The 23,044-nt window shown below is 65.4% G+C and carries 16 protein-coding genes; 6 read left to right on the top strand and 10 right to left on the bottom strand.

Features of this window, described 5'->3' with window-relative positions:
• The 3 genes from AX724_RS23955 to AX724_RS07025 form a co-directional block, all read left to right on the top strand.
• The coding region (locus AX724_RS23955; RefSeq protein ID WP_197421502.1) for a ShlB/FhaC/HecB family hemolysin secretion/activation protein at positions 1-1,428 on the top strand (1,428 nt) is incomplete at its 5' end.
• A gap of 405 nt (positions 1,429-1,833) precedes the next feature.
• Positions 1,834-3,297, top strand: a complete 1,464-nt coding sequence (locus AX724_RS07030; RefSeq protein ID WP_197421501.1) for a mannose-1-phosphate guanylyltransferase/mannose-6-phosphate isomerase — start codon at positions 1,834-1,836, stop codon at positions 3,295-3,297.
• 49 nt (positions 3,298-3,346) lie between these two features.
• Positions 3,347-4,837 carry a phosphomannomutase gene (locus AX724_RS07025; protein WP_066764791.1) on the top strand — a complete coding sequence of 497 codons (1,491 nt, stop codon included), beginning with the start codon at positions 3,347-3,349 and terminating at the stop codon, positions 4,835-4,837.
• Positions 4,838-4,844: 7 nt separating this feature from the next.
• Here AX724_RS07025 and AX724_RS07020 read toward each other — a convergent pair whose 3' ends face one another.
• Complete coding sequence (locus AX724_RS07020; RefSeq protein ID WP_066764788.1) at positions 4,845-5,690, bottom strand: phosphotransferase family protein; 846 nt, start codon at positions 5,688-5,690, stop codon at positions 4,845-4,847.
• 116 nt (positions 5,691-5,806) lie between these two features.
• Between AX724_RS07020 and AX724_RS07015 the strand changes: the two genes are divergently transcribed.
• Entirely contained in the window at positions 5,807-6,358 is a 552-nt protein-coding gene (locus tag AX724_RS07015; protein WP_066764786.1) for an arsenate reductase/protein-tyrosine-phosphatase family protein, read from the top strand.
• Here AX724_RS07015 and AX724_RS07010 read toward each other — a convergent pair.
• The 4 genes from AX724_RS07010 to AX724_RS06995 form a co-directional block, all read right to left on the bottom strand.
• Positions 6,327-7,541 (bottom strand): carboxylate--amine ligase, encoded by a 1,215-nt coding sequence (locus AX724_RS07010; RefSeq protein WP_066764782.1) that lies wholly within the window; start codon positions 7,539-7,541, stop codon positions 6,327-6,329. The two genes, AX724_RS07015 and AX724_RS07010, sit on opposite strands and share 32 nt — an antisense overlap.
• On the bottom strand, positions 7,538-8,518 hold the full coding sequence (locus AX724_RS07005; protein ID WP_066764778.1) for a polysaccharide deacetylase family protein: 981 nt from the start codon (positions 8,516-8,518) through the stop codon (positions 7,538-7,540). Before AX724_RS07005 ends, AX724_RS07010 begins: the two co-directional genes overlap by 4 nt.
• 128 nt (positions 8,519-8,646) lie before the next feature.
• Complete coding sequence (locus AX724_RS07000) at positions 8,647-9,141, bottom strand: flavin reductase family protein (protein ID WP_066764775.1); 495 nt, start codon at positions 9,139-9,141, stop codon at positions 8,647-8,649.
• Between the two features lie 102 nt (positions 9,142-9,243).
• On the bottom strand, positions 9,244-11,505 hold the full coding sequence (locus tag AX724_RS06995) for an NADP-dependent malic enzyme (RefSeq protein ID WP_066764772.1): 2,262 nt from the start codon (positions 11,503-11,505) through the stop codon (positions 9,244-9,246).
• A gap of 137 nt (positions 11,506-11,642) precedes the next feature.
• On the opposite strand from AX724_RS06995, the gene mutS reads away from it, so the two are divergent.
• Positions 11,643-14,288, top strand: coding sequence for a DNA mismatch repair protein MutS (gene mutS / locus AX724_RS06990; RefSeq protein ID WP_066764770.1), 2,646 nt, complete (start codon positions 11,643-11,645; stop codon positions 14,286-14,288).
• Positions 14,289-14,297: 9 nt separating this feature from the next.
• The gene (locus AX724_RS06985) at positions 14,298-17,060 is read left to right on the top strand and encodes a [protein-PII] uridylyltransferase (protein WP_066764800.1); all 2,763 of its coding nucleotides are present in this window, start codon (positions 14,298-14,300) and stop codon (positions 17,058-17,060) included.
• 14 nt (positions 17,061-17,074) lie between these two features.
• On the opposite strand, the gene AX724_RS06980 is transcribed toward AX724_RS06985, so the two are convergent.
• From AX724_RS06980 to AX724_RS06960, 5 genes are all read right to left on the bottom strand, one after another.
• Positions 17,075-17,578: a L,D-transpeptidase family protein gene (locus AX724_RS06980; RefSeq protein ID WP_066764768.1), complete on the bottom strand. Its 504-nt coding sequence runs from the start codon at positions 17,576-17,578 to the stop codon at positions 17,075-17,077.
• Positions 17,575-18,648, bottom strand: a complete 1,074-nt coding sequence (gene ribA, locus AX724_RS06975) for a GTP cyclohydrolase II (protein WP_066764765.1) — start codon at positions 18,646-18,648, stop codon at positions 17,575-17,577. Before ribA ends, AX724_RS06980 begins: the two co-directional genes overlap by 4 nt.
• Complete coding sequence (gene xth / locus AX724_RS06970; protein ID WP_066764762.1) at positions 18,648-19,445, bottom strand: exodeoxyribonuclease III; 798 nt, start codon at positions 19,443-19,445, stop codon at positions 18,648-18,650. The genes ribA and xth overlap by 1 nt, the downstream gene beginning before the upstream one ends.
• Before the next feature lie 266 nt (positions 19,446-19,711).
• Positions 19,712-20,347: a LolA family protein gene (locus AX724_RS06965; RefSeq protein WP_066764760.1), complete on the bottom strand. Its 636-nt coding sequence runs from the start codon at positions 20,345-20,347 to the stop codon at positions 19,712-19,714.
• A 256-nt stretch (positions 20,348-20,603) separates the two neighbouring features.
• Positions 20,604-22,931, bottom strand: coding sequence for an FtsK/SpoIIIE family DNA translocase (locus tag AX724_RS06960; RefSeq protein WP_066764757.1), 2,328 nt, complete (start codon positions 22,929-22,931; stop codon positions 20,604-20,606).
• Positions 22,932-23,044 lie beyond the last annotated feature (113 nt).

Genomic DNA, 23,044 nt, shown 5'->3' with positions numbered 1-23,044 from the left:
CCATCCGTGCAGGCTCTGACCGGGCTGACCGTCACCGGTTCTTCGATTGCGCAGCAGTTGGAGGCGGCCGTCCGCCCGTTCCTGGGCCAAACCCCCGACGCCACCCGTCTCCAGCAACTGGCGCGCGCGCTCGACGCCGCCTATGCACGCAGCGATGTAGCAATCTATATGATTGATATTCAGGAGATCGATCGGCAGGGACGGTTGCAGGTGAAGGCGCGTGAAGGGCAGGTGCAGCGCCTGCGTTTTACAGGGCTTGAGGATGGTATCGGACGCCGCGTGCGCATGATCGCTGCCCCGCTTGGCCAAGGGGATGGCGCGCTCAGCCGCCGGCAACTCGATCGGGTGTTGCGGCTCGTCCAGGCGATTCCGGGGGCACGGGTCGAGGCGACCATGGTTGCAGGCACGGTGCCAGGCGGCGTGGAAATCCATTTTCATGTGGAGGGCGACCTGCGCCGTTTCGGGTTGCTGCTGCATAATGACGGTCAGGCACTGACGGGCCGCGCGCAGGCGCAGGCCACCGCGCAGGGCAACAGCGTCCTGCGGCGCGGCGACCAGATGATGGTGCAGGGCATGCGCGGACTTAATGGCCGGGTCTGGACCACGGCGGCCGCTTACACCCTGCCGCTGGGGAGGCAGGGCGCTGCCGTCGACATGTCCGCCGCTGCATCGGGCAGCGAACTTGCCGCCTATCGCCTGGGCAGTGACGCCTATGGCTTGGGGGCTGGCCTCACCTATCCCCTGCTGGTGGACAAAGAAGATTGGATCACGGCGGCGTTCAGCGTCAGCCGGCAGAGCAGCGGTTCGCATTTTGCAGGCTATCGGCTCTATCGGGAAACCACCACCAGCCTCAGCGCGGCGCTGCGCTGGCAGCATGACACTCCCCGCGCCGTCAGCAGCATTCAAGTCAAAGCCACCCGCTCGGCCCCCTTCGCCGCGGTTCGGATCAGTGCGCAGATGGCCGCTCGCCATTTCACCAAGCTGGAGGCGCAGGTCAGCCATGACCGGATGATTGGCCGTTCGGCTGCGCTACGGCTGCGCGCGCACGGCCAATATTCCCCCGACCCGTTAACCCAGGCTGACGGCATGGCGTTGGGCGGCCCGAGCTTTGGCCGCGCCTACGATCCCGCGACTCTGGTGGGCGACAGCGCGCTGGCAGGATCGGCGGAACTGCTGTGGAGCGCGGCGTCGGGCAAGGGCCGCGACATCCAGCTTTATGGCGCGCTCGACGCCGCTCGCGCTTACTATAAAGAACGCCCCATCTATCGCAGCGGCCGTTTCGACCTGGCCTCGGCGGGCGCGGGCGTGCGAGTGCAGCAGGGGCGGGTCAATCTTGACCTGTCCGCTCATCGCGCGCTGCTCGCCCCATATCCCGGATATGAAGACCGATGGCGCGTACGCATCAATGTCGGCCTGGCCTTGCCTTGATTATCCGGGTCGTAAAAATCTCACTCATAAAGTCACTCGTCCCGCCAGACCGGCTCCGGCAATTCATGCGTGAGCCGGCAGGATCCGGATGTAATGGATTCGATGGATGCCCCTGAACGATACGAGTTTAATCAAATGATTTTCTTGTGAGAATGGATGCTATCAGAGGAGCATGTACGCTAGTCTTTCAAACCATACATCCGCCACTTTTTAATTGGATTTTTGTTCTTGCCGTGGAGGGTCTTCCTTGCCACGCGGCTTTCGCATTTGTTTTCGAGCCGTAGACTTTCTATGCCAAAGCCCGTCGATGGTCCCTTAGACTATTTCGGGTATGGAATAGTACTCAAAGAGGGCATGAATGGGCGCTGGGTTTGAAGCCGGCAGCTGGAAGGATTAAGCAGAGCCATGGTGACCACTATTTCCAACATTGACGGGCGATCCATCACTCCGGTCATATTGGCGGGAGGATCAGGTACGCGGCTATGGCCCATGTCGCGCAAGTCCTACCCCAAGCAGTTCGTACCCTTGCTGGGCGAAAGAACGTTATTCCAGGACGCGGCGCAGCGCATGTCCGGGTCAAGCGCGACCGTGCGGTTCGCCAAGCCCATGGTGCTCACCAATTCGCTGTTCCGCTTCATCATCACCGAGCAGCTGGCGCAGGAAGGAATCGATCCCGAAGCCATATTGATCGAACCGGAAGGGCGCAACACGGCGCCCGCGATCCTGGCGGCGGCGGTCCATCTGGCGAAGACGCAGCCCGATGCCGTCATGCTGGTGGCGCCGTCCGACCATGTCATCACTGATCGGGAAGCCTTTCACGAGGCAGTCGCGAAGGGACTGACAGCCACGGCGAAGGGCGATCTGGTGACATTCGGCATCCAGCCGACCCGTGCTGAGACGGGCTATGGCTATCTGGAGATCGGCGAGCGGCCGGACGGATCGGGGATGCCGATCGCGCTCCGCAGCTTCGTCGAAAAGCCCGACGCGGTTCGCGCCGAGGAGATGCTGGCGACGGGCAACTATCTGTGGAACGCAGGCATCTTCCTCTTCGCGGTGAAGGACATCCTTGCCGCATTCGAACGGCACACGCCGGAGTTGTTCGAGGCGGTGAACCAGGCTGTCGAGCAGGCGGAAGGTGATCTTGGCTTCCTGCGCCTTGCGGCCGAGCCGTGGGCCCGGGCGGACAATGTTGCCATCGACTATGCCATCATGGAGCGGGCGGACAATCTGTCTGTCGTGCCCTATGATGCGGGCTGGTCCGACCTGGGAGACTGGGATTCGGTGTGGGGCCATATGGGCCCCGATGAGCAGGGCGTGAGCCTGGCCGGCGCGGCGACGGCGATCGACTGCCGAAATTCGCTGCTGCGATCGGAGACGGAGGGCCTGGAGATCGTCGGCCTCGGGCTCGACAATATCGTGGCCGTGGCGATGAACGACGCGGTGCTCATTGCCGACAAATCGCGCACCCAGGATGTGAAGAAGGTGGTCGAGGCACTGCAGCGCAAAGGCGCGGCGCAGGCGGAGACCTTTCCGAAGGATCATCGGCCATGGGGATGGTATGAGAGCCTGCTGATCGGCGGCCGGTTCCAGGTGAAGCGGATTACCGTGCTGCCGGGCGCGTCACTCAGCCTGCAGAGCCATTTCCATCGCTCGGAACATTGGATCGTCGTCGAAGGCACCGCCAAGGTGACATTGGATGACGATGTAACGCTGCTGACGGAAAATCAGTCAGTCTACATCCCGGTCGGCGCGCGCCACAGGATTGAAAATCCCGGGCGCATCCCGATGGTGTTTATCGAGGTGCAAACCGGACCCTATGTCGGCGAGGACGACATCGTGCGCTACGAGGACCGATACGCGCGCGGTTGATGGGGCGACGCATCTTCGGATGGCCCGGTCGGGAGCCAGAAGGACAGTGATGAGGCAGACAGTTTCCATTGCCGACTTGATGACGCAATCCGGCGTCGCGTTCGGCACCAGCGGCGCGCGCGGTCTGGTCAGCGCGATGACGGACCGGGTGTGCTTTGCCTATAGCTGCGCTTTCCTGCAGCATCTGGCCGCCATCGGCCAGTTCGCGCCAGGCAAAGCCGTCGCCATCGCAGGCGATCTGCGGCCGTCCAGCCCGCGCATCATGGCGGCCTGCGCGGCGGCAATCGAACATATGGCCGGCGAGGTGCATCATTGCGGGTTCGTGCCGTCTCCCGCTGTTGCGGCCTATGGTTTCGCTCGGGGCATTCCATCGCTGATGGTGACGGGCAGCCATATTCCGGACGACCGCAACGGCATCAAGTTCAACCGCACCGACGGCGAGGTGCTGAAAGCCGACGAGCAGGGCATCCGTGCACAGAGCGTGACGCTGCCCGATCTGTTCGACGAAGACGGCATGCTGAAGAAAGTCGAAGCGCTGCCGCCGCTGGTGGATGTCGCGGCGCCCTATGTCGCGCGCTATGTCGATGCGTTCGGAAGCCACGCGCTGTCCGGCATGAAGCTCGGCGTTTACGAGCATTCTGCCGTGGGCCGCGACATCCTCGTCACGCTGGTCGATGCGCTGGGCGGGGAGGCTGTGTCGCTGGGCCGATCGGACAGGTTCATTCCCGTCGATACCGAAGCGGTCCGCGCGGAAGACCAGAGGCTCGCGCGCGAATGGGCGGCCGAGTTGGGACTGGACGCGATCCTTTCCACTGACGGCGATTCCGATCGTCCGCTGCTGGCCGACGAAAGCGGCGCATGGATGCGTGGTGACGTGCTCGGCATCCTATGTGCACGATCGCTGGGCATCCGCGCGGTGGCGACCCCGGTCAGTTGCAACAGCGCGGTGGAACTTTCCGGCCTGTTCGACGCAGTGCGCCGGACGCGAATCGGATCGCCTTTCGTGATCGAGGCGATGAACGCGCTGATCGCGGAAGGACATTCCAGAGTCTGCGGCTATGAAGCCAATGGCGGTTTCCTGCTGGCGACGCAGGTGGCCGTTGAAGGGCGCGACCTCCATGCGCTGCCGACGCGGGATGCGGTGCTACCGATCCTTGCGACGCTGGTGGATGCGCGACGGCTGGGCGTGACGCTCTCCGCGCTGATGGCGCAACTGCCGGAACGCTATACGTTCAGTGAGCGGCTGCAAAATTATCCGACGGCGCAGAGCCAGGCGCTGATCGCGCATCTGGAGGAAGGCAGCGATGCCGACATCCTGACGCGGTTGACGGCGATGTTCGGCGGCATCGCGGGCCAGGCGGAGGGCATCGACCGCACGGACGGGCTGCGCATCCATTTCGCAGCCGGCGACATCATTCACCTGCGCCCCAGCGGCAATGCGCCGGAGCTTCGGTGCTACACCGAAAGTGACAGCAGCGAGCGGGCGGCTCGGCTGAACGAAGAGGCGCTGCAGAGAGTGCTGGATTACAGGACGTTGTGATTCCGATTTATGGCGCCGAGCGCCGCCCTGTGCCCAGTGGCGGAAGTTTCGCCTGTACGAGTGCCTTGTCCAGATAGCGCAGGAAAGCTGCGTTTCGCCCGGCGTCTCGGGCGCGCAGCCAGGCGAGGGCCACCACCGGCCGCCACTCGTCAAGTTCGCGCGGTGTGACGGGAGAGGAGGCGAGATAGGCCCTGCCCAACCGGGCCGCCGCCCAGTCGCGCCACAGATTCGTCACCCAGTCCGCCGGCCCGACGCCGAAGCGCATCAGCATTTCGGACCGCACCGCGTCGGCGGCGGGGTGGCCGACCGCAGCCTTGGACCAGTCTATCACCGCCATGCCCTTGGGCGTCATCATGACATTGCCAAGATGAAAGTCGCCATGCGTCAGCGCGGCTCCCTGCGGCAACGCGTGAAGATAGGCGGTCGCGGCCTGCTGCACTGCCGCGGGTGCCGGGCCATAAGCGATATCGGTCGCGAGCACATCCTTGAGCGTGCGCAGCGCGCCACCTTCTTTTGCGTGCATGGCGACATGAACAGCGGCCATGCCGTCAAGCGCCCGTCCCGCCTTCATCGGGTTTCGCCGGATCCAGTCCATCAGCGTGCCGCCGTCCAGTCGGGGATAGAGGATGCCGCGCCGGCCGGCGCGGTCGTCGCGGCCGATGGCCGCCGCGGTTGGCACACCGCAATTGCCGGCATGAACGGACGCGGCGATTTCGCGCGCGATCATGTCATCGGACACCGTGTCGCGAAACAGTTTGAGCACATGGCCATCGCCAAGATCGAACAATTCTGCGCTCGCGCCCCGCGCCATGGCGCGGGACGGCAGAAGCAGGGAGGAATTGGCGGCGTCCATGCGCCTTCCTTGCCGGGGAAGCAGGCCGCTTTCAATTCGGGATTGTCGTGCCGCCAGGCAACCTGGAAGCAGACATGTGGCGCGTCTCGCAAAAACAGGCTAGGAAGCGACCGCAGATGATCACATCCCGCTTCGGCACCGTTCGCGGCCTTGTCAGGCTCGCGCTTTCCTATCCGCAGATGATGTTCGGCCTGTCAGGGCAGCGTCCGCCCGATCCGGCGCGGGTGCGCCGGCTGGTGTTCGTGTGCCAGGGCAATATCTGTCGCAGCGCCTTCGCCGATGTGGTGGCGCGGCGCGCGGGAATGAACAGCGCATCCTTCGGCCTGTCGACCAGCAGCGGACGCGCCGCGCACGATCCGGCCATCGCCGCGGCGCAGGCGTTGGGCCATGACCTGTCGGCGCATCGGGCGCTGGACCTTCAGGACTATGTTCCGCTGGAGGGCGACCTGCTGCTGGCGATGGAAGTGCGGCAGCTGCACAGATTGGCGGCAGACCCGCGCCTTGCCGGGCTGCCCCGGATGTTGCTGGGCCGCTGGACCAGGCCCGTGATGCCGCATTTGCATGATCCCTATAGCCTGGACGATCGCTATATGGCGCGCTGCCTCGGCCGGATCGAAGCAGCGGTGGGACGGCTCGTCAGCGCCTTTCCAGGCGCAAGGCTTTCCTGAGCATGTGCCACAAGTCGCGCAGGAAGGGCCGTGGATCGGAGCGGCTGAACACATAATAGCGGCCGCGCGGATCGAAAAAGCCGAGGATATAGGCCATGAGGTCGGCCATAGGGCGGGGATGGAAGAAGGGGTCGCCGATCCGGTCTGGCCCCAGGAGCAGCCGCGCGAGACGCTTTGTTTCCGGCACCATATAGCGGGCGCGCAAACCATCGCGCGGTCGTGGCGCAGCGTCTGTCTGCCCCAGCACGGCGCGGCGATAGGCTTCCCATGCGAAATGCGCGTGGCAATGGCGCGCAAGCGGCAGGCTGCCCCAGAAGCGCCCGTTGACCTCCATCAGCCAGTAGCGCCCGGCTTCCGGCTCGTAGCGATATTCCACCATCGCCTGTCCTTCCCAGTCCAGCGCCCGCAGCAGCTTTTCCGACAGGGCCATCTGCGCGGCATGCGCGTCCGCCGGTTCCGCGCGGCACAGGGTCGACACGCCACCTTCGGGCGGCCATTCATGCAGGCGGCGATGCTGGAAGCGCAACGTCGCCTGTCCATCCGCCATGTAGAGCATCTGACCAAGGCCGACGCCCCCGCAATATTGCTGGATCAGCGGCCAGCGACCGATCGACGCATAGCGATCGAGCAGAGCCGTCAACTCGCGCGGCGTATGGACATAGGCCGTCTTGAACCATTCGAGGCCGGCCCGGTCGAGCGCGGCCATCACTTCGGGCGGGTTGGCCCATTTGGCGACCAGCGGATAATGCATGGTGGCGGCGCGGCCGGCAAAATCCTCGCCCTCGACCGGCTGCCAGGTGTGCGGCACGAGCAGCCCGGCGGCCGCCGCAATCTCCAGCGTACGCCGTTTGTCGAGGACGCGGGCCAGGGGTTGCGGACGGGGGACGAGAATGTGGCAGTCGCCGATGACAGGGGGAAGCTGCGACAGGGCGATGAGATCGGTTTCGGATATCGCGAGCACCGCCTTCGCGCCGGTGCGCGATATGAGTTCAGGCAGCCAATCCGCAGGATCGCCCGAAGGCCGCAGCGACCAGTCGCGGCAATGGCGCGAGGCCGCGCCGATCGCCATGGGGTCCCGCGCCACGCCATGGACGGGGACGCCATGTTCGCCCAGTTCGCGCACGACCGTAAGGCCGATGGCGTTTTCCAGACCGATGACGATCGCAACCGGATGAAGGGTCACGCGGGGACCAGCCGATGTTCGTAGCGCCACGTCGCCCAGGCCTGCTGCGCCTGTCGCAGGCCGGTGCGCAGCCGGCTGGGCGCGGCGCGCGTGAAAGCCCGGCCGGGCGCGTCCGCCAGCGCGGGCGGCAGGTCGGCAAAGCCGGCGGGGCGCAGCGCCGGCAGGCGGGCCGCTTCCCGGCAAAGCCGTTCGAAGCGGGCAATGACGGCGCGGTTCGGCCGGCGACGATCGCGCGAGAGCATTTCGAAACTGTGAGTGACTATGACAAAGGCGTCCTGCGCTTCCTTTACGGCATGGCGGATGCCCGCGCGCATTTCCGCTGTCGACATCGCGCAAATCTGGGCGGGTCGGAAGCCGCCCGGCCGGTCGGCTATGCCGGAGACTGGCAGTTCCGCCATACCGAACCGGCGGGCGGGCGCGATCTGGTCGGCTGCCATGCCGATGGCGCATTCCCGGCCCAGATAGGCGGGATTGACGCTGCTGTCCCACAGGATGCCGATCGTCGCGAGCGCACGCAGCGTATCGTCATTGGCACCGAAATTGCCGGCGCGGAAAGCGAGAATCGGCGGTGCGCCGGCCTCCTCCAGCAGCGTCCTGGCGAGACGCAGCAGCGTGATCTGGTCGTCGAGCGCAAAGTCGCTAATGTTGCGGCCGCGCCGGCCGCCGACAGGCGAATTGTCGACCCATTCGAGCCATTCGGTGTGGATGTGCAGCTGCACCTCATGCCCGCGCGACACGATGGCCCCGACGATGGCGCCGAGGAAGTCCCGCCCGTGGATCAGCGCGGGCATGGGATCGAGAAAGAACACGCCCTTGAGGCCATGCCGGTCCAGCAGGTCCATCTGCCAGCCGATGCCGAACGCTCCGTCCGGGGTTTCGGCCCAGATGGACCGTGCGACATTGTCCTGCACACTCGCGCCGCCGCGGTGCAGGGAGGATGACAGCTCCGTATCCACGGTGATGAGCAGGGAGGTCATGAGCGATCCGGAGCAGGGGCGACGAGACTGGCTTAAAGGAAAGACCTTAACGAGCTATAATATGTCTCATCCATGTCCGATCCGTCACCGGATGAAAAGATGGTCGGTGGATCGGGTGACCGCCTCCGTCAGTCCAGCAGGGCAAACTCCCCATATCGCCCCTGGAAGAAGAGCAGCGGCCGGTCGGCCCGCTCCACCTCAAGCGCCGCCACCCGCCCGATCGCGATATGATGGTCGCCTGCGTCATGCACCGCGTCCAGCGTGCAGTCGATCCACGCAACGACATCGTCCAGGATCGGCGACCCGTTGGCCGAAACCCGGTGGGCGATGTCCCGAAACTTGTCCGGGCCGGGCGCAGCGATCTGGCGACAGAGCGGCAGCTGGTCGCTCGCCAATATATTGACGCAGAATTTGCCCAGGCGCTCGATCCGGGGCCAGCTGCTGGAGGATTTTGCCGGGAAGAAGGCCACAAGCGGCGGATCGAGCGACACCGAGGTGAAGGACCCTACGACCATGCCGATAGGCGCGCCATCAGGCTCTACCGCCGTCACGGCGCATACGCCGGTCGGATAGTGGCCCAGCACGCGCCGGAAGGTCGCACTGTCGAAACTGGTCGCGCTCATTCCTCTGCTCCGAAACTATTGCCGCCTTCCCCTGCCCCGGCGTTCATGCGGCTGGCAAGCGAAAAGCCCTGATGGACAGGCGAGAATGTTTCATCGAAGCAATCAGAGCGCGACCCCGCCGGCGGCCAGCACCGCCAGGGTCAGCAGCTCCGACGCATTGTGCGACATGGTGGCGATCTGCACCGATTTGTCCATGCCGACCAGCAACGGCCCGATCATCGACGTGCCGCCAAATTCGCGCAGCAGCTTGGCCGAGATGTTGGCCGACTGCAGTCCCGGCATCACCAGCACATTGGCGGGACCCGACAGGCGGCTGAACGGATAGCTCTTCATGACCGCAGGGTTGAGCGCCGCGTCCGGCGTCATCTCGCCTTCATATTCGAAATCCACCTCGCGCGCGTCGAGCAGCTTGATGGCATCGCGGACATTGTCGAGATAGCTGCCGGGCGGATTGCCGAAATTGGAGTAGGAGAGGAAAGCGACCCGCGGATCATGGCCCATCCGCCGGGCGACCGCCACCGTGCCTTCCGCAATGTCGGCAAGTTCCGCCGCCGACGGCCGCTCGTTGACGGTGGTATCGGCCAGGAACACGGTCTTGTCCTTCGCGACCATGACATGGATGCCAAAGGGCGTCCGACCCGCCTTCGGGTCCATGACGCGCTTCACCTCCCGCAGGGTCTGATGATAGGGGCGGGTTGTGCCGGTCAGCATCGCGTCGGCCACACCCATCTTGACCAGCAGCGTGCCGAAGATGTTGCGGTCGCGGTTGACCATCCGCTCGCAGTCGCGGCGCAGATAGCCGCGCCGCTGGAGCCGGGCATAGAGAATTTCGACCATGTCGGGCACCAACGGCGAATTGACGCTGTTGTGCAGTTCGAAGCCACCCGGGTCGCTGACCCCCAGCGCCTTCAGCTTGTCGATCACATCGTCGCGTCCGACCAGCACGGGCACGCCATAGCCAAGGTCGCGAAACTGGATCGCCGCGCGCAGCACGACTTCCTCTTCCGCTTCGGCGAAGACGACCCGCTTGGGATCGGCCTTCGCCACTTCATAGGCGGTCGTGAGCACCGAAGTGGTCGGATTGAGCCGTCCCTTGAGCGACTGGCGATAGGCCGCCATGTCGGCGATAGGCCTTTGCGCAACACCGGTTTCCATCGCCGCCTGGGCGACGGCCGCCGGCACCACCTCCATCAGGCGCGGATCGAAGGGCGCGGGAATGATATAGTCGGGACCGAAGCTGTGCGAACGGCCATAGGCCTTCGCCACTTCCTCCGGCACCTGTTCGCGCGCCAGTTCGGCAATCGCCTTGGCAGCGGCGAGCTTCATCGCTTCATTGATGCCAGTGGCGCGCACGTCGAGCGCGCCGCGGAAAATGAAGGGGAAGCCAAGGACATTATTGACCTGGTTGGGAAAATCCGACCGGCCGGTGGCGACGATCGCATCGGGACGGGCAGCCTTCGCTTCGGGAGGCAGGATTTCGGGATCGGGATTGGCCATGGCGAAGATGATCGGCTTGTCCGCCATCGACGTCACCATCTCCGCCGTCATCGCACCCGCGACCGAGAGGCCGAGGAACACGTCCGCGCCCCGAACCGCGTCGGCGAGCGTGCGAGCGTCGGTATCAACGGCGTGGGCGGACTTCCACTGGTTGAGGCCCTCGGTCCGGCCCCGGTAAATGACGCCCTTGCTGTCGCACATGATGACATTGTCATGCGGGACGCCCAGCGCCTTGATAAGTTCAGTGCAGGAAATGGAGGCGGCGCCCGCGCCGTTCACCACCACCTTCATGTCCTTCATGTCGCGCCCGGTGAGCAGCGCCGCGTTGAGGACACCCGCCGCCGCGATGATCGCCGTGCCATGCTGGTCATCATGAAAGACCGGAATGTTCATCCGTTCCTTCAGCGTCTGTTCGATGATGAAGCATTCGGGCGCCTTGATATCCTCAAGGTTGATGCCGCCAAAGCTCGGCTCCATAAGTTCGACGGCATCGATGAAGCGGTCGACATCTTCGGTATTGAGTTCGATGTCGATGGAATCGACGTCAGCGAAGCGCTTGAACAGCACCGCCTTTCCTTCCATCACCGGCTTCGACGCCAGCGCGCCCAGATTGCCGAGGCCAAGGATGGCGGTGCCGTTCGAGATGACGGCGACCAGATTGCCCTTCGCCGTATAGTCATAAGCAGTGGAAGGATCCCGGGCGATGGCGCGAACCGGCACAGCGACGCCGGGCGAATAGGCGAGGCTGAGGTCGCGCTGCGTCGCCATCGGTTTGGATGCGACGATCTCGATCTTCCCCGGCCGTCCGGTCGAATGGAAGAACAGCGCTTCACGCTCGGAAAATTCCACATGCGATCGGTCGGACATCGGACTCTCTCATTTTAGGGCAGCGAGGCCGGCCCTAGCGGTAAGATTATCTTGGGGGCAAGTGCGAGAAGCGCAATTTTCCTGCTCCATTTCGAAGCTCTGGTCTCCCGCCCGGCTTCCCGCTATCGGCTGACATGATGGCGATCTCCACTGACAGCACCGCTCCCACCCCGATGATGGCGCAATATCTGTCATTGAAGGCCGAAGCGCGCGATTGCCTGCTTTTCTATCGCATGGGCGACTTTTTCGAGCTGTTTTTCGACGATGCCAAGCTCGCCGCGGCAACGCTGGACATCGCACTCACAAGTCGGGGCGAACATGGCGGCGCGCCGATCCCCATGTGCGGGGTTCCGGTGCACAGCGCGGAAGGCTATCTCGCCCGGCTCATCAAGGCGGGGCACCGGGTCGCCATCGCGGAACAGACGGAAACGCCAGCCCAGGCAAAGGCGCGGGGCGGCAAGGCGCTCGTGGCGCGCGCCATCGTCCGCTATGTGACGGCAGGTACGCTGACGGAAGAAACGCTGCTCGACAGCCGCCGCGACAACATGCTCGTCGCTCTGGCCCAGGTCGGCGGCGAGACGTCCGGCGAGATCGGCATCGCCGCCGCCGACATTTCCACCGGCCGGTTCGAGACGATGACCTGCACGGCCGCCGATCTGCCGGCCGAGCTGGCGCGGTTGCGGCCAAGCGAGACAGTCGTGGCGGACGGATCCACCATCGACGTGGCGAACGGCCATCCGTTCGACCGCGCGGCCTTTTCCAGCGCACGAGCCGAAGAGGCGCTGAAACGGCTGTTCGGCGTAGCGACGCTCGACGGTTTCGGTCAGTTCGGGCGGGCGGAGCTGGCAGCGATGGGCGGTCTGATCGCCTATCTCGATCATGCCGGCAAGGGCAGTCTGCCCTTTCTCGCCCCGCCCTTGCGCAAGGCGGCGGGCGGCCATGTGGCGATCGACGCGGCGACCCGCGAGAGCCTGGAGATCGTGGCGACCACCGCCGGGACGCGCGCGGGCAGCCTGCTCCACGCGATCGACCGGACGGTCACGGGCGCGGGCGCGCGTCTGCTGGCGCAGGATTTGTCCGCGCCGCTGATGGACCCAAGCGCCATCGAGGCGCGGCTGGGCCTTGTGCAACTGTTCCACGACGATGCCGGGCTGCGCGATCAGCTGCGTGGCGCGTTGCGCGCCCTGCCCGACATCGGCCGGGCATTGGGGCGTGTTGCGGTGGGGCGGGGCAGCCCGCGCGACCTCGGCCAATTACGCGATGGCCTGGGCGACGCGAGACTGCTGCGCGAGCGGCTGGGGCGATTGGCCGACATGCCGCCACTGCTGGCACAATTGCTGCCCGCTCTGGACGGCCATGGCGCGTTGGTCGACGCCCTGTCGCGCGCGCTGGTGCCGTCTCCACCGACCGAGACAGCCAATGGCGGCTACATCGCGGACGGCTATGATCCGGCGCTGGACGAATTGCGGCGCATGGCAGGCGACGGCCGGCGCGCGATCGCTGCACTGGAGGCGAAATATCGCGAGCAGACGGGCATTTCGACGCTCAAAATTCGTCACAATGGCGTCCTGGGCTATCATGTCGAAGTGCCCGCCCGATCAGCCGATGCACTGATGGCGCCTGACAGCGGCTTCACCCATCGCCAGACGCTGGCCGGCGTGGTTCGGTTCAATTCGATCGACCTGCATGAAGAAGCCGGGCGCGTGGCGCAGGCGGGCGCGCATGCGCTGGTGGCGGAAGCCGCGCATCTGGAGGGCTTGATCGAGGCGGTGCTGGATCGCAAGGCGGACATCGCGCGCGCGGCCGACGCGCTGGCCCGGCTGGACGTGGCGGCGGCGCTGGCCGAACGCGCGGCGGAGGGCGGCTGGCAACGGCCGCATTTCGTGCCGGTAGACGGGGCTGGCCAATGCCTCGACATCGTGGGCGGGCGGCATCCCGTGGTGGAGGATGCGCTGCGCCGCGAAGGACAGCCCTTCGTCGCCAACGACTGCCGTCTGTCGCATGGCGACCGGCTGTGGCTCGTCACCGGCCCCAATATGGGCGGCAAGTCGACCTTCCTGCGGCAGAACGCCCTCATCGTCATCCTGGCGCAGGCGGGCGGCTATGTTCCGGCGCAGTCGGCCACGCTGACCCTGGTCGACCGGCTGTTCAGCCGGGTGGGCGCGTCGGACAATCTGGCCAAGGGACGGTCGACCTTCATGGTCGAGATGGTGGAGACGGCCGCGATCCTGGCCCAGGCGACGGAGCGCAGCTTCGTCATCCTGGATGAGGTCGGGCGCGGAACGTCCACCTATGACGGCCTGGCGCTCGCCTGGGCGGTGGTGGAGGCGGTGCACGAGGTCAATCGCTGCCGCTGCCTGTTCGCCACCCATTACCACGAGCTGACCCGCCTCGCCGAGACACTGCCGTCCTTGTCCCTCCACCATGTCCGGGCGCGCGAGTGGAAGGGTGATCTTATCCTGCTGCATGAACTGGCCGAGGGGCCGGCCGATCGCAGCTATGGCCTGGCGGTCGCGCGGCTCGCCGGAGTGCCCCCGGCGGTGCTCAAGCGTGCCAAGGACGTGCTGTCGCGGCTCGAGGCGGGCAAGGCGAAGACGGGGGGGATCGCGGCGGGCCTTGACGACCTGCCCCTTTTCGCCGCCACCGCCGCGCAGGAGGAGGCCGCGCCAGACCCGCTGCGCGCGGCGATCGAAGCGATCGACGCCGATGCCCTGTCCCCGAGGGAAGCGCTTGATCACATATATCGGCTGAAACAACTGGCCGCCGACGCCCGTCATGACTAGATGACGGGGATGGTCATACAGTCCCCCGCGCTGGGATCGCGCCGTGCGATCATCGACCGGCGCGTCATATCCGACACGATCGACGCCCTTGCCCGGGAGCATGAGGGTGACAGCGTGCGGCTGCGCGGGCTGATCGTGCGGGAATTGAAGGCAGCGCTGGACCATGGCCGGGCCGAGGTGGCACGGCGGCTGGACGCCCGCCCGACGCGCGGCCGGGAGTCTGTCACGGCCTTCGCCTTCCTGATCGACCAGATATTGCGCCTGCTCTACGACGCCACGACCCATCATCTCTATCCCGCCGGCAACCGCAGCACCGGCGAGCGGATCGTGCTGATCGCGGTGGGCGGCTATGGCCGGGGCGAAATGGCACCGCACAGCGATGTCGACATTGGGTTCATCACCCCATGGAAGCCCACCGGCTGGACCGAGCAGGTGATTGAATCCATGCTCTATTCGCTGTGGGACCTGGGGCTGAAGGTCGGGCACTCCAGCCGATCGGTCGACGAGACCATGCGCATGGCGAAGAGCGACCTTACCGTGCGTACGGCGCTGCTGGAGGCCCGCTACATCTGGGGCGACCGCGCGCTCTATGAGGAAACGTCGGCGCGTTTCGACGCGGAAGTCATGCAGGGCAACGCCCGCGCCTTTGTGACCGAGAAGCTGGAAGAGCGGGATGAGCGGCACAAGCGGATGGGCGACAGCCGCTATGTCGTCGAACCCAATGTGAAGGAAGGCAAGGGGGGCCTGCGCGACCTCCACACGCTGTTCTGGATCGGCAAATACGTCAATCGGGTGCGATCCGTCGCCGAACTGGTGGATGTGGGCCTGCTGACCCAGAGCGAGCTGCGCCAGTTCCAGAAGGCGGAAGATTTTCTGTGGGCGGTGCGATGCCACCTCCACACCATCACTGGCCGGGCCGAGGACCGGCTCACCTTCGACCTGCAGCTGGAGACGGCGACGCGGATGCATTTCACCGCCCGCGCCGGCCGTTCCGGGGTCGAACGCTTCATGCGTTATTATTTCCTCAACGCAAAGACCGTGGGCGACCTGACCGCCGTGTTCCTGGCGCATCTGGACGACCAGATGGGCCCCAAGGGACGGCGCTACATTCCCGCCATCTTCCGCCGGCCCAAAAAACTGGACGGCTTCGTTCTGGAGCGGGGTCGGCTCGCGCTTCCAAGCGAGGATTTCTTCCAGGCCGATCCGGTCCGGTTGCTGGAGATCTTCGCCGTGGCCGACCGGCACGGGCTGCAAATCCATCCAAGCGCGATGCGCGCCGCCAGTCGGGATGCGGGCTTCATCACGGCAAAGGTACGGAAGGACCCAAGGGCGAACGCCGCCTTCATGGAGGTGCTGACCAGCCGGCGCGATCCCGAGACGGTGCTACGCTGGATGAACGAATCGACGGTGTTCGGCCGCTTCATTCCCGATTTCCGCCGCGTCGTCGCGCAGATGCAGTTCGACATGTACCACCATTATACGGTGGATGAGCACACCATCCGGGCGGTCGGGCTGCTGGCGCGGATCGAGAAGGGGGAGCTGGGCACCGACCATCCGCTCGCGACCGACCTGATGGGCAAGATCCTGTCGCGCCGGGTGCTGTATGTCGCGGTGCTGTTGCACGACATCGCCAAGGGACGCGGCGGCGACCACAGCATATTGGGCGCGGACGTGGCGGAACATCTCTGTCCGCGGCTGGGCCTTAGCGCCGCCGAGACCGAAACGGTCGCCTGGCTGGTGCGCTATCACCTGCTGATGTCGGCCACGGCCTTCAAGCGCGATCTCGCCGATTACAAGACCATCCTCGATTTCGTGGATGTGGTGCAAAGCCCGGAGCGGCTGCGGCTGCTGCTGTGCCTGACGGTCGTGGATATCCGCGCGGTGGGGCCGGGGGTGTGGAACAGCTGGAAGCGGCAGTTGCTGGGCGATCTCTACGAATCGGCCGAAGAGGTGCTGCGCCTCGGCCACAAGCAGAAGGGCCGGGGCGAGCGCGTGCTCGCCAAGCAGGAAGCGCTACGGCAGGCGCTGGGCATGGACGAGGCGGCGTTCGACGCGTTCAGCCGGCGGATGCCGGAATCCTACTGGATCGCCGAACCGGAAGACATATTGGTCCACAATGCCCAGCATATAGTGGCGGCGGGCGATGCGGCGCTGTCGATCGCGGCGCATTATTATCCGCAGCGCGGTGCGACCCTGGTCACCGTCTATGCCGCCGACCATCCCGGCCTGTTCTATCGCATCGCCGGGGCCATCCATCTGGCCGGCGGCAATATCATCGACGCGCGCATTCACACCACGCGCGATGGCGTGGCGATCGACAATTTCCTGGTGCAGGACCCGTTCGGTGGCGCGTTCCACAGTCCCGAGCAGCTGGATCGCATCCGCAACGCGATCGAGGATTCGCTGTCCAATCGCCACCGGCTCATCACCAAATTGTCGGCGCGCCCCCTGCCCCGGACCCGCGCCGAAGCGTTCCGGATCGAACCCAATGTGCTGATCGACAACAAGGCGTCGAACCGCTTCACCGTGATCGAAGTGAATGCGCGCGACCGGCCCGCCCTGCTGTTCAGCCTGGCCAACGCCTTGTTTCAGTCCAAGGTTACCGTGCATAGCGCCCATGTCGCCACCTATGGCGAGCGGGCGGTCGATACTTTCTACGTCACCGACCTTCTGGGCGGGAAGATCGAGAGCAAGGGGCGCCTCCAGACGCTGGAACGGCGTTTGCTGGAGGCTGCGGGCGGCGAAGTGGGCGAAGCGCTGGAGATGGCCTGAGAGGTCCAGCGCCTTCAGGGCATGATTTCCATCGCGTCGCCCGGCACGAGCAGCGGCAGGAGGCGCAGCATGTCGCTCCGCTCGACCGCGACGCAGCCGGCGGTGGGACGGCCTTCGGACAGGTGGAAGAAGATCGCGCTGCCCTTCCCCGGCACCGGCGGCGCGTCATTGTGGGCAAGGATGATGATCACGTCATAAGCATCATCGTCGCGGATCAGGCTTTCGGCGGAAGAGGGTCGCGGCAGGCGCACTGGCCGGTTGTAGGCCGGGTCGGCCGGATCGTCCGACCATCCATCGCCTGCCCTGATCCAGCGCCAGGGCAGCGATATGCCCGCAGCGGAAACCTTGCCGGGGCGAAGAAGCACCGCGCGGAGGGGCCATGTGCCAAGCGGCGTGCAGCCATCCCCTTCCCGCTTGTCCTCTGCGGCGCACGATCCGCCCCGTCCGATGGCGCAGGTCATGCCGATATCGCCAAAGGCGAGGCGGCCCGCGCCGCTTTCCACCCGGATCAGGTTCACAGCTGGTGGCCGGTGCGGTCTCGCTTGGTGGCGAGATAGCGTTCGTTATGCGGATTGGCCGGAAGGATGATCGGCAGCCGTTCGACCACCCTGATGCCCGCCGATTCCAGACCCGCCACCTTGTCAGGATTGTTGGTAAGCAGCCGCACGTCTTTTACGCCCAGCAGGTCGAGCATCCGCGCCGCGACGGAAAAATCGCGCGCATCGATGGCAAAGCCCAGGCGGACGTTGGCGTCGACCGTGTCGAAACCCTGATCCTGCAAGGCATAGGCGCGCAGCTTGTTGACGAGGCCGATGCCGCGTCCTTCCTGCCGCAGGTAAAGAAGGATGCCCCAGTGCGCATCCGCGATCTGGTGCAGCGCCTCATGAAGTTGCGGTCCGCAGTCGCATTTGAGCGAGCCGAGAACATCGCCGGTCAGGCATTCGCTATGAATACGGATGACGGGCGCCGACGCGTCGCGCCGGCCCATGACCAGCGCCACATGCTCGCGCGGTTCGTCAGCGCTGCGGAAAGCGACGATTTCCGCATTTTCGCCGGCTGCGACGGGCAGGCGCGCGCGGGTGGCGATAGCCAGATGGACCGCATCGTCATAGGCCGCGACGGCGTCCGCATTCACCTCCACCTCCACCGGGCCATCGCTTTCCATCAGGAAAAAGGCGGGGAGGATGCCCGCAAGACGGGCAAGCCGCAGCGCCGCCCTGGCGGCATGAGGCGCGGCGAGCGGAAGCGCGCGGAACGGCCCCTTGAGCGGGGAGGCCAGGTCCAGCACCGGGTCGGAGATGGCGGTGGCGACGTCGGCGTCGATCCATGGCGCGCGTTCGACCAGCACCGGCCAGCCGGGATCGGCTGCCGCGAGCTGATTGGCAAGCTTCAACGTTTCGGCGCGGGCGGCGGAAATCAGGATGTCCGCCCGCCCGGCGGGATCGAAGCCGGCGAGTGTCACGGCGTCGGCCCCTTCCACCGCCATCAGTCGGACGGCGCCATCCGCCGCGCGCAGCCGGATCGCCCAGCCACGGCGCAGCGCGTCTATCGCGCGGGCGGTATCACGGCCATTGCCGGCGGCGCCCATCAGAATGCGAACTCAGTGATGATGGGGATGTGGTCCGACGGCTTGACCCAGCTGCGCGCGGGTTCGACCACGCGATGCGCCACCGCCTTGTCCGCTACGTCGCGGGTCATCCACATATGGTCGAGCCGGCGTCCCCGGTCCGATTCCGCCCAGTCCTTCGCGCGATAGCTCCACCAGGTGTAGAGACGGGCCGGCGCGGGGTGGAAGTGGCGGCCGATGTCCACCCAGTCGTTGGACGCCTGCAACCGGCCGAGTATCTCGCACTCGACGGGCGTGTGGCTGACGACGTTCAGGAGCTGCTTGTGGCTCCACACGTCGCATTCGAGGGGAGCGATGTTGAAGTCGCCGGTCAGGATCGTCGGCTTGTCGTCGAGCGCGGACGACCATTGGATCATGCGCTCCAGGAAATCGAGCTTCTGGCCAAATTTGGGATTGAGATCGCGGTCCGGAATGTCGCCGCCGGCCGGCACATATACATTCTCGATACGAACGCCATTGTCGAGCCGGACGCCGACATGGCGCGCCTCGCCATTGGCCTGCCAGTCGAACCGGTCGTCCTCATGGATCGGCACCTTGCTCATGATCGCGACGCCATGATGCATGCGCTGGCCGTTCAGCACCTGATGCACATAGCCCATGCGCCTGAACATCTCGCGCGGGAAGATGTCGTTCACCACCTTCGTTTCCTGAAGGCAGAGGATGTCGGGGGCTTCCTCGCGCAGCAACTGTTCGACGATGTCGATGCGCGCGCGGACGCTGTTGATGTTCCAGGAACAGATGGAAAGCGTGTCGGCCATGCCAAGCCACCTAGGATGGCGCGCATTGTTGCGCAAGCGGCCGGGGACAAGAGGCGGAAGGCACAAAGTAAGACCCCCGCTCCGGGGGCATGGAACGGGGGTCTCGATCGCGCCCTTGAAGCGCTTCGCGGTGGAGGTGGGGACCGGGTAACAGGGGGGAAATCCCGGTAGTGCCATCCGCCGTGAAATCCTGATTAGCGCCGCGGATATGAGCCGCAGATGAACGACGCGGAAAGTTTATCTTTCCGCCGCACCACGCGCTCGGTTCATCCTCCCGAACGGCCGCGCGGACGCGGATCCGTCCAGCGGAACGCCGAGTCGGGCACCGGCACGCCATAGCGCTGGTTCGACAGTTTCACCGATGTCCGGTTGTTCTGCGAATCGAGCGCCACCCAGCCATAGAGCTGAAGCCCGGCAGGGCTGGCCCCATCCCGTTTGAAGATCATCGTGATGGTCCCGAATTCGGGCCGCTTAGGATCGCGCGCCTGGACGCTCAGGATCGACGGATCGTCGGTCGGGACCACCTTGCCGAATTTCGACAGGTCTTTCGACGGGTCCAGCAGGGCGCCCAGCGGCGAATTGCCGATCGGCCAGCGTTGCACCTGCCGCACCTCATAATCGATGACGGTCAGCGCCTTGCCATCACCGACGATCAGCAGGGGGACGCCCCTCTGATACTGGAACCGTATCTTGCCGGGTTGTTTCAGCGTCAGCTGGCCGGTCAGGGTCTGGCCGTTGCGGTCGGTCTGGGCGAAGTCGGCGGTCATGGTGGTGACGGCGCGAAGATAGGCGTTGACCTGCGCAAGGCCGGAGGGGGCCTGCTGCGCAGCGAGGGGAGCAAGCGGCAGCGCGACCGGCGCGGCGGCAAGGACGAGGATCAGGGGCGCGACCAGGCGCTTCATGGGTTCAACTCCATCTTGGTCTATGGGCCATGACTTAGGCGTGGAGGGTTGAACCCGCTGTGAACCCGGTCGTTCCGATATTGCAAGGATTGGGACGGCATTCATCTACGCGGAACAAAAAAGGGCCGATCTATACGACCGGCCCGGAAAGTTTTTAGGAGAGGATGCCTGAAAGGCCCTTTCCATATGCCGTCCAGCCGCCTTCGCTGCAAATGCGAACGGAGCGACGATGATTGCGCGAAATGCAATCGCGGCGTCAGAGAGGATTGCCGTTCTCATCCCGGAGCACTTCGCGCCGGCCAACATGGTTGGGGGGACCGACCAGACCCTCCTCTTCCATCCGCTCGATCAGGCGCGCGGCGCTGTTGTAGCCGACGCGCAATTGCCGCTGAAGCCAACTGGTCGAGGCTTTCTGGTTTTCGAACACCAGCTGGCAGGCCTTGCGGAAGAGCTGCGCGTCGGGACTGTCGTCGCCAAGATCGACGCCGTCGAGCGCGAAGCTGCCTTCCTCCGGCTCTTCCGTGACGGCGGAGATGTAGTCGGGCTGGCCCTGCGCGCGCCAATGGTCGGCGACGACGCGGACCTCGTCATCGGACACGAACGGACCGTGGACACGCGTCAGGCCCTTGCCGCCATGCATGTAGAGCATGTCGCCCTTGCCCAGCAGCTGCTCCGCGCCTTGTTCGCCCAGGATGGTGCGGCTGTCGATCTTGCTGGTGACGAAGAAGCTGATGCGGGTCGGCAGGTTTGCCTTGATGACGCCGGTGATGACGTCCACCGAAGGGCGCTGCGTCGCGAGGATCAGGTGGATGCCGGCTGCGCGCGCCTTCTGCGCGAGGCGCTGGATCAGGAATTCGACTTCCTTGCCCGCCGTCATCATGAGGTCGGCAAGCTCGTCCACCACCACCACGATCTGCGGCAGCGGCTGGAAATCCAGCTGCTCCTCCTCGTAGATCGGCTTGCCGGTTTCCGGGTCGTAGCCGGTCTGGACGCGGCGGCCGAGCGGCTTGCCCTTGGCCTTCGCGGCGCGAACCTTTTCATTATAGTTGGCGAGGTTGCGGACGGAGATCGACGCCATCATCCGATAGCGGTCCTCCATCTGCTCGACCGCCCATTTGAGCGCGCGGATCGCCTTGGCGGGTTCGGTGACGACGGGCGAGAGGAGATGCGGAATATCGTCATAGGTCGACAGTTCCAGCATCTTGGGATCGATCATGATGAGGCGCAGCTGATCCGGCGTCATGCGATAGAGCAGCGACAGGATCATGGCGTTGAGACCCACCGACTTGCCCGACCCGGTGGTGCCGGCGATCAGCAGGTGCGGCATGGGGGCAAGGTCCGCAATGATCGGTTCACCCGAAATATTCTTGCCAAGGATGATTGGCAGTGTCGCTTCCTGCCCGAACTGTTCCGAAGTGATGAGTTCGCGGAAGGATACGCCCTCACGATGGGCGTTGGGCAATTCGATGCCAATGACGGTGCGACCGGGAATGGTCGCGACGCGCGCGGACAGCGCTGACATGTTGCGGGCGATGTCGTCGGCCAGCGCGATGACGCGGCTCGCCTTGATGCCGGGCGCGGGCTCCAGCTCGTACATGGTGACGACCGGGCCCGGACGGACTTCGGTGATGTTGCCCTTCACATGGAAGTCGTCGAGCACGGATTCGAGCAAGCGCGCATTGCGCTCCAGCGCCGCCTTGTCGATCTTGCCGCCCTGGCTGGCGGGGATGGGATTGAGCAGATCGGGCGAGGGCAGCGAGGAGTTGCCGAACAGGTCGTCCTGGCTGACCGGCGCCATGGCGCGCTGCGCCGGGGCGGGCTTGGGCGACTGGATGGTGATGGGCGGCTTGGGCTCGTTGGACACCTGGCGGCGCGGGGCGATGACCCGCTCGGCCGGTTCGTCATCATCGTCGAAAACGTCCGTGTCGGCTGTTGCGCCGCCCGCAAAGCCAAGAGCGGGGCGCGGCAGGCTGAGCCGCGGGAAGCTGGGGCGGCGCATCGCGATCAAGGGCTTTTCCAGCGCTAGGCTGCGGTAGCAGGCGAACAGGCCGGCGATCAGCGCGACCACGACCAGCAGCCCCCGGATCCACGGCGCAGCGGCGGGGACTTGCGCGGTCAGGCTGGCGATGCCCTTCGCTGTGACAAGGCCGATGACCCCGCCCCAACCCGCGGGCAAGCCGACCAGCGGCTCCGTCTGAAACAGGGCGAGCGCAATGCCGACCAGGGCGATGCCCAGCAGACATTTGCCGAACTGCGCCTTCCATCCCGCCATGTCCTGATCGCCCCACAGGCGGCGGGCGGTAACCGCCATCAGCGGCAGGATGAGCGCGACCGGCACGCCCAGCAGCCAGAGCAGGAAATCTGCGGTCCACGCACCTGGCGAAGCCATGATGTTGGCGACATGATCGCCCGCCACCGTGTTCATCGACGGATCGCTGGGCGCGTAGCTGAGCAAGGCCAGTGCGAGGAACAGGGTCGCCGCGATCAGCGCCAGCGCACCAATCAACGCGCCACTGCGGATCAGGCTGCGCTTCAGCATTTCCCGCCATTCCGGCGATCGTTTGACGGTGCGGCCGACGGCCATAACTATCCCATGTCCCCCAAATGTTCCGTTCCGGCACAATGCGCCGAGGGGGGAGTCGGCGTCAAGCCTGCCGGCCGACGGCTCGTCGCGCGCGTATCCGTAACAATCCCTAT

The sequence above is a fragment of the Sphingobium sp. CCH11-B1 genome (assembly GCF_001556865.1).
Taxonomy (GTDB): domain Bacteria; phylum Pseudomonadota; class Alphaproteobacteria; order Sphingomonadales; family Sphingomonadaceae; genus Sphingobium.
This window is presented reverse-complemented; position numbering and strand designations above follow the sequence as displayed.